This is a genomic window from Methylobacterium variabile, from assembly GCF_001043975.1.
Classification (GTDB): domain Bacteria; phylum Pseudomonadota; class Alphaproteobacteria; order Rhizobiales; family Beijerinckiaceae; genus Methylobacterium; species Methylobacterium variabile.
Genome location: NZ_LABY01000070.1, coordinates 23,800 through 29,799 on the forward strand (window position 1 = coordinate 23,800; position 6,000 = coordinate 29,799).

Annotated in this window: 5 protein-coding genes and 1 tRNA gene; 5 read left to right on the plus strand and 1 reads right to left on the minus strand. The window is 70.0% G+C overall.

The window, feature by feature from the left end; translation table 11 throughout:
- Positions 1–122: 122 nt before the first annotated feature.
- The 5 genes from VQ02_RS11535 to VQ02_RS11555 all read left to right on the plus strand — a co-directional run bounded on the left by VQ02_RS11535 (position 123) and on the right by VQ02_RS11555 (position 4,992).
- Entirely contained in the window at positions 123–503 is a 381-nt protein-coding gene (locus VQ02_RS11535) for a hypothetical protein (RefSeq protein WP_048444335.1), read from the plus strand.
- A 192-nt stretch (positions 504–695) separates the two neighbouring features.
- The gene (locus VQ02_RS11540; protein WP_048444336.1) at positions 696–875 is read left to right on the plus strand and encodes a CsbD family protein; all 180 of its coding nucleotides are present in this window, start codon (positions 696–698) and stop codon (positions 873–875) included.
- Between the two features lie 1,666 nt (positions 876–2,541).
- Positions 2,542–3,324 carry a DNA-binding protein gene (locus VQ02_RS11545; RefSeq protein ID WP_245239700.1) on the plus strand — a complete coding sequence of 261 codons (783 nt, stop codon included), beginning with the start codon at positions 2,542–2,544 and terminating at the stop codon, positions 3,322–3,324.
- A gap of 5 nt (positions 3,325–3,329) precedes the next feature.
- Positions 3,330–4,829 (plus strand): M48 family metalloprotease, encoded by a 1,500-nt coding sequence (locus VQ02_RS11550; RefSeq protein ID WP_083469162.1) that lies wholly within the window; start codon positions 3,330–3,332, stop codon positions 4,827–4,829.
- An 89-nt stretch (positions 4,830–4,918) separates the two neighbouring features.
- A tRNA-Gly gene (locus VQ02_RS11555) sits at positions 4,919–4,992 on the plus strand.
- Positions 4,993–5,068: 76 nt separating this feature from the next.
- Here the strand turns inward: VQ02_RS11555 and VQ02_RS11560 are convergent.
- Entirely contained in the window at positions 5,069–5,482 is a 414-nt protein-coding gene (locus tag VQ02_RS11560) for a hypothetical protein (protein WP_157080589.1), read from the minus strand.
- Positions 5,483–6,000 lie beyond the last annotated feature (518 nt).

Sequence of the window (6,000 nt, forward strand, 5' to 3'; positions counted from 1 at the left end):
CGCGGCGGCGACGGCTTTGTGCCGCAGGACGTCGCCGGTCGTGCCGCGAACTCCACCCGGCCACGGGCGTCATTGCAGGAACCCCGGAGGCATCAGCCTCGCATGACATGAGAGCACTCGCCATGAGCTACGACACGGATGTCCCGCCGCACCTCTCGGCCCAGCGCGGCACGACCCCGGCCCCCCTCGAGGCCCCGAATCCCAACACGGCGATGCTCAAGGGCGACATCGACTCGGGCCGCAGCGGCGACAAGGTCGAGGTGTTCGATCCCGGCATGGCGATGCTCGGAACCTGCGAGGAGGCGGGCGGCAACGCCCTGTCCCCGAAGGACATCGCGAGGGCGCGGTTCGCCGAGATCAAGGAGCGGTGGCGGCTGTCCCCGCGCAAGCCGGGCTACGCGCACAACCACTTCGATCCCACCCTCGCCCTCTACGTCGGGTTCATCGGGGTGGCGGGCGCGGGCGTCTCCGCCGCCATCTGGTTGATGCGCGCGAGCGCGTGACCCGCTCGGCGGTTGGGTTTCGCACGCGCCGGTCCACGCCACCGCCCCCCCGGTGCCCGAATCTTCGGCCGCCCGCGGCGAGCCCTGACACCGGCCCGGTGGCCGGGTGCACGCCCACCGGAACGGATCGGGCCAGGTCCTCGTTTGCATCAGGAGCCCGGCATAGGGCGCAGGCAACAGCAGGAGCGCAACATGACAGTCGACAAGGACCGCGTTGAGGGCTCCGCCACGAACTTGGGCGGCAAGGTCAAAGAAGGTGCGGGCAACCTGACAGGTGACGAGAAGCTCAAGAACGAGGGCATTGCTGATCAAGTCAAGGGCAAGGTCCAGAACGCGATAGGAAGCGTCAAGGATGCCCTCAAGGGCAAGTGAGTAAATTTTGCGATACTCCCTCCCACGTGCCGGATCGTGGCATGTGAGAGGGGACTCGCCCAATCATCAAGGTCACAGATTCCGACCACACCCTCGTGCGGGTGGGTCGGCGTTTGCCCCGTACGCAGCCTTACCGCATCTCTTGGCGGCGGCCTCGAGCCCCGCCTTGCGTCTGGAACAGCGGGCCTCAACGCGCTGGCCCAGCGGTCGAACGAGAGGCGTGCCCAAGGTCACGGGGAAATAGCTCGTGGACTGCCACGGCGGCGAAGCGGGCGCTGGCACGGGTGATGGTGTGATGCCTGAAGCGGAAGTGGCGACAGCCCGGCCTCCGGCTGCTGCCGAGCCCGAGGGCGCGCTCAAGGTCTAACTGCGGGTCAGGAAACGGGAATTGGTGAAAGCACAGGGGGCGGGTGGCAACAACTCACCCGTCCGAGGCAGCAAAACACCCGCCGGAGGGTTTAGGACCTCGGCGGGCGCCCCGTCACCATCACTCACGAGCAGCTGCCGTCCAGCATCTCCCGGCGAGGAAGTTTCCGCCGTCGCGGCGCGAGCCTTACTGGCTGCCGCCGCTTCCTCCAGTCCCACCGCCGCTCGAGTTCGACCGCGGCTTGCTGTTCTCTTCGGCATTGCCGGATGCGGCCGATGAGCTTCCCGGCGGCCGGCCTTGGGCCAGCACCGGGCCTGCAAGAACGATCAGGGCGGCACTAAGAGCTGCGACTTTGCGCATTGAGACCTCTCCCGTTGCGTCACGCTCCCCGCACTGTGCGGGACAGACCCCATCAACGCCAAACCCGCTTGTTAGTTCTAACGAGATGAGAGCGTCTCACACTCTTGGCCTTGCTCCGAGTCAGCAGAACGCCCGCCTGAGGGTTAGGACCTTGGCGGGCGTTCAGCGACCGGGAGATCACGAGATGAAGACTGCTCGTACGGGTCCAATGTGCTCCAACTAGGACGGTTCCGCGCCGCCCGACGGCGGGTGTCGAGGCCACTCAGCAATGCCCGGACGAACGAAGGTTGCGGGCCGGGTTGCCCCCTCTGCTCCGAGGCCCGGCCCGCATGTGACGCCGGCCGAGCGGCCGAGAAGACGGCAGGGCCGGCGTGACTGCCGGCCCAATGCTTTCCGGCTGACCCTGTTCCAACGCGCCAGGAGCGTGCCGCAAGACGGCAGTGCGTCCGCCTCAGGGTAGGGCCCGAGCGTGGCATCTGATGGATTGGAGAACCCACGGCCGGACCAGAATGCGGGTCCAACTGGACGGCTTGGCAAAGCGTGGCGTCCCCGGCAGGGCTCGAACCTGCGACCCCAGGTTTCATACCACTTCGGCTTTCGCCGCCGCCGCGAGGCGTTCGTGGTCTGGACTATCCCTTCACCGTAGGCCCGGATGAGCCCTTAGGTGCCGCCCGTCTAGTCTCTACACCTTCCCGGCTTGGCTAGCCGGGCTTGGCTCGGGATCGGCGTGAGCCGAGCGGCTCGACGCTTTCCCCGACTTTGAGCGGATCCGCCGCGTGGTTTCCCGACGCGACGCCCAATTCGGTTTAGGAAACCTGTGCTCTGTCCAGCTGAGCTACGGAGACCCACGGGAGGCCTCTTACCATCTCGCCCTGCTTACGCCAACCTCGCAGGTGGCGTTTGCGAGGGGCGGTGTCCCGGATGAAAGGACGAATCGCGGTGGGTCTCGGTCTCGTGCTCCTCGCCGGCGCCCCTTCCGAGGCGGCGGGGCCGCGCAGCCGCGAGCCGCCCGCCTGCCGGGGCCGCACCGCCGGGCAGGACCGGCTCGAGGCGGTCGCTGCGCGGGGCGAGCTCGTCCTCGCGTCCGGGCGGCGGGGTCGCCTCGACGGCCTGCGCTGGCCCGACGACCCGGTCGCCGCGGAGGCCGCCCGGGCCTGGCTCGCCGGGCTCTCCGGCCGTTCCCTCGCCACCCGCGAGGCGCCCGAGCCGGATCGGTGGAGCCGAATCACCCTGGATGCCGCGACCGCGGACGGCGAGACGGTCGACCTTGCCGGCGGGCTCGTCGCGGCCGGGCTGGCGCAGGTCGATGCCGGAGAGGCCGACAGCCTGTGCCGTCCGGGCCTCCTCGCCGTGGAGGACGCCGCGCGCCGCGCCGGGCTCGGGCTCTGGGCCGGGACGCCCCCCGTGCCGACGGAGGAGGTCGCACGCCTCGCCGCAGCGGCAGGTCGCTTCGTCGTGGTGGAGGGGCGCGTGCGCAACGTCGGCGAGCGCGAGCGTCGCACCTATCTCAACTTCGCCCCTTTCGGCACGGAAGGTGTGACCGTCACGGTGTCGAAACGCACTTGGCGGATCATGCTCGAACGTGGTTTCTCTGCTGTCGCGCTTCGGGGGCGGCGCGTGCGGGCTCGCGGCATCGTCGAGCTGTGGCGCGGGCCGACCCTGGACATCGGCGCGGCCGAGATGATCGAGATGCTGGACGAGGAGCAGGCGCAGCGGCGCTGATCGCCATGGGGTGGCCTTTCTCGCGAACACAGACGGTCGGGCTCGCGACGGCCCGGATCAGGCCCGCTTCCGCCATCGCGCGCGCGGCGGCCTTGGCCCTGCTCGCCGCTGCCTGCACCGCCGACCAGACCGGCGCACTGGCGCCGGTGGCGGCCGTTGTGCCGCCGGAGGCGCCGCGCACCACCGGGCGCGACCGGCCGGCCAACGACGCCGATCACGCCAAGCTCGTGGCCTCGTTCGGCGGCGAGTACCGGGCGCCGGCGGCCCTGCGCCTCGTCAGCGACGTTACCGACCGCCTGGTGAAGGCGACGGAGCGGCCCGACGAGACCTACGCGGTGACGCTGCTCGACTCGCCGGTGGTGAACGCCTTCGCGCTGCCGACGGGCCGCCTCTACGTCACCCGCGGTCTCCTGGCGCTCGGCGACGACACCTCGGAGCTCGCCGCGGTGCTGGCCCACGAGATCGCCCACGTCACCCTGCGGCACGCCAGCGCCCGTACCGAGATGGCCCTGCGCTCCGAGCTCGTCAGCAAGGTCGTGGCGGACGTGCTCAACGACCCGGCGACCGGCGCCCTGCTGCAGGACCAGTCCCGCTTCGTCCTCGCCCGCTTCTCGCGGACGCAGGAATTCGAGGCCGACCAGGCCGGCGTGCGCACGCTCGCCCGGGCCGGCTACGACCCGTTCGGCGCCGCCCGCTTCCTCACCGCGCTCAACCGCACCCAGGCGCTGCGCGTCGGCGCCGGGCTCAGCTCCGAGCCCGACATGCTGGCGAGCCACCCGAGCACGCCGGAGCGCATCACCCAGGTGACCCAGGCTGCCCGGCGCATCGGCGCGCCGGGCCTCGGCGTCGACGACCGCAACCGCTACCTCGCGGCAATCGACGGCATCGCCTACGGCGACAACCCCGCCGACGGGCTGATTCGCGGACGCCGCTTCATCCACCCGCGTCTCGGCGTCGCCTTCGAGGCGCCGGATGGGTTCGGGCTCGACAACACCGCCCGGGCGGTGCTCGGCACCACGCCCGACGGCAACCGCCGCCTGCTGTTCGACGCCGTCGAGACCAATCCCGGCCAGGGGCTCGAGGAAGTGCTGAAGGCGACCTGGAACGACGCCATAGAGACCGGCAGCTTCGAGAACCGGATGCTGAACGGCTTCCCGGCGGTGACCGCGGTGTCGAAGGGCAAGGAGTGGTTCTTCCGGCTCGCCGCCGTGCGGGTCGGCACCAACACCTTCCGGATGATCATGGCGGCCAAGGGCGCGACCGACCCGGAGCCCGCCTTCGGCCGCTGGCTCGCCAGCATCGCCCTGGTGACGCCCGAGGAGGCCCGCACCCTCAAGCCCCTGCGCATCCAGATCGTCGCCGCGGCCCCCGGCGACACCGCCGAGAGCCTGGCACAGCGCATGGCGGTGGGAGACCGGCCCCTCGAGCGCTTCCAAGTGCTCAACGGCCTCGACAGGGGCGCGCCGGTTCGCGTGGGCCAGCCGTACAAGCTGGTGGTGGAGTAGGGCGCACCCGGCGCCGGACTCGGGACCGGTCCGCGACGGCCCGGCCCCGCTTCTCAATCCGCTCCGACCGTGCTATCTGCATCGCCGCCGCGGGTGTAGCTCAATGGTAGAGCAGCAGCCTTCCAAGCTGAATACGAGGGTTCGATTCCCTTCACCCGCTCCAGCTTTTCCGACTCGCGCTGCAAGGGCTTAGACTGCCCTACCGTTGGTCTCGCGTTCGCCGCGTTCCTCATGCCTGTTCAGGCCCCGTTCTGGCTCTCCCGGTGCTTGAGCGGGAGCTTCGCCGCCGCGCATGACTTGCCGCGGCCGCCCCGTACATAGCGCGCCGTGGTCGACGTGGTCGCGTGAGCCGCCACCGTCTTCAGTGACTCGAGATCCGCGCTGGCCTCGTCGCCCTCGGTGATCGCGCCCGCCCGGGCGTCCATGTTGCGGACCTCGTCCGGGATGCCCGCCGCCTGCGCGACCTTGCGCCACTCCTGGGTGAAGACCCACTCGGCGTAGGGCTTGCCCGTTGCCTCGTTGATGATGAGCAGACCGACGCGCCTGTCGGCCGGGACGTGCTTCACCATCTCCAGGACGATCGGGCAGAGCTTGAGATCATGGGCAGCGAACGCGCCCGTCTTCGTGGTCGCCTTGCGAATCGCGAGATCCAAGGCGATGTCGGACCAAGTTAGGCCGTTCTGCCAGCGCCGATTGTTCATCACGCAGCGTGCTGAGGTCCATCCGCCGGATGTTGCGCTCCATGTTCGTATCGAAGGAACTCGCCTCTTCGGCCTGGTAGCGCCGCGAGAGGCTGAGCAACGTGCTGTCGAACCGGTTCGGGGCGCGCTTGTGCCCGGAGGACCACTCAAGCATCTCGGCCTGCAGCCGGAGCACGCCGCCGAGAGCAGCGGCAGGTCGTCGGGCTCGCCAAGGAAGGAGGACCGTCTTCGGCTCGTAGCTTTGGTGGACGAGATCGGCGCGAGCCACGCAGACCGGCACAGTGACCGTGCATCCGTGCGAGGTGCCTTCTTCCGCGCCGCCTTGAACCAGACGGCGGCGATCCCCGCCGGAGCGGCATACAATGGACCGCCGCGTGCTCCTTGGCCTCCTCCACCGGCCGGGCCGGCGTGGCGCGGATCGTCTGGGTGAGCCCCGCCCGGTCGAGATCGGTAATACCGCCGCGCCTTCG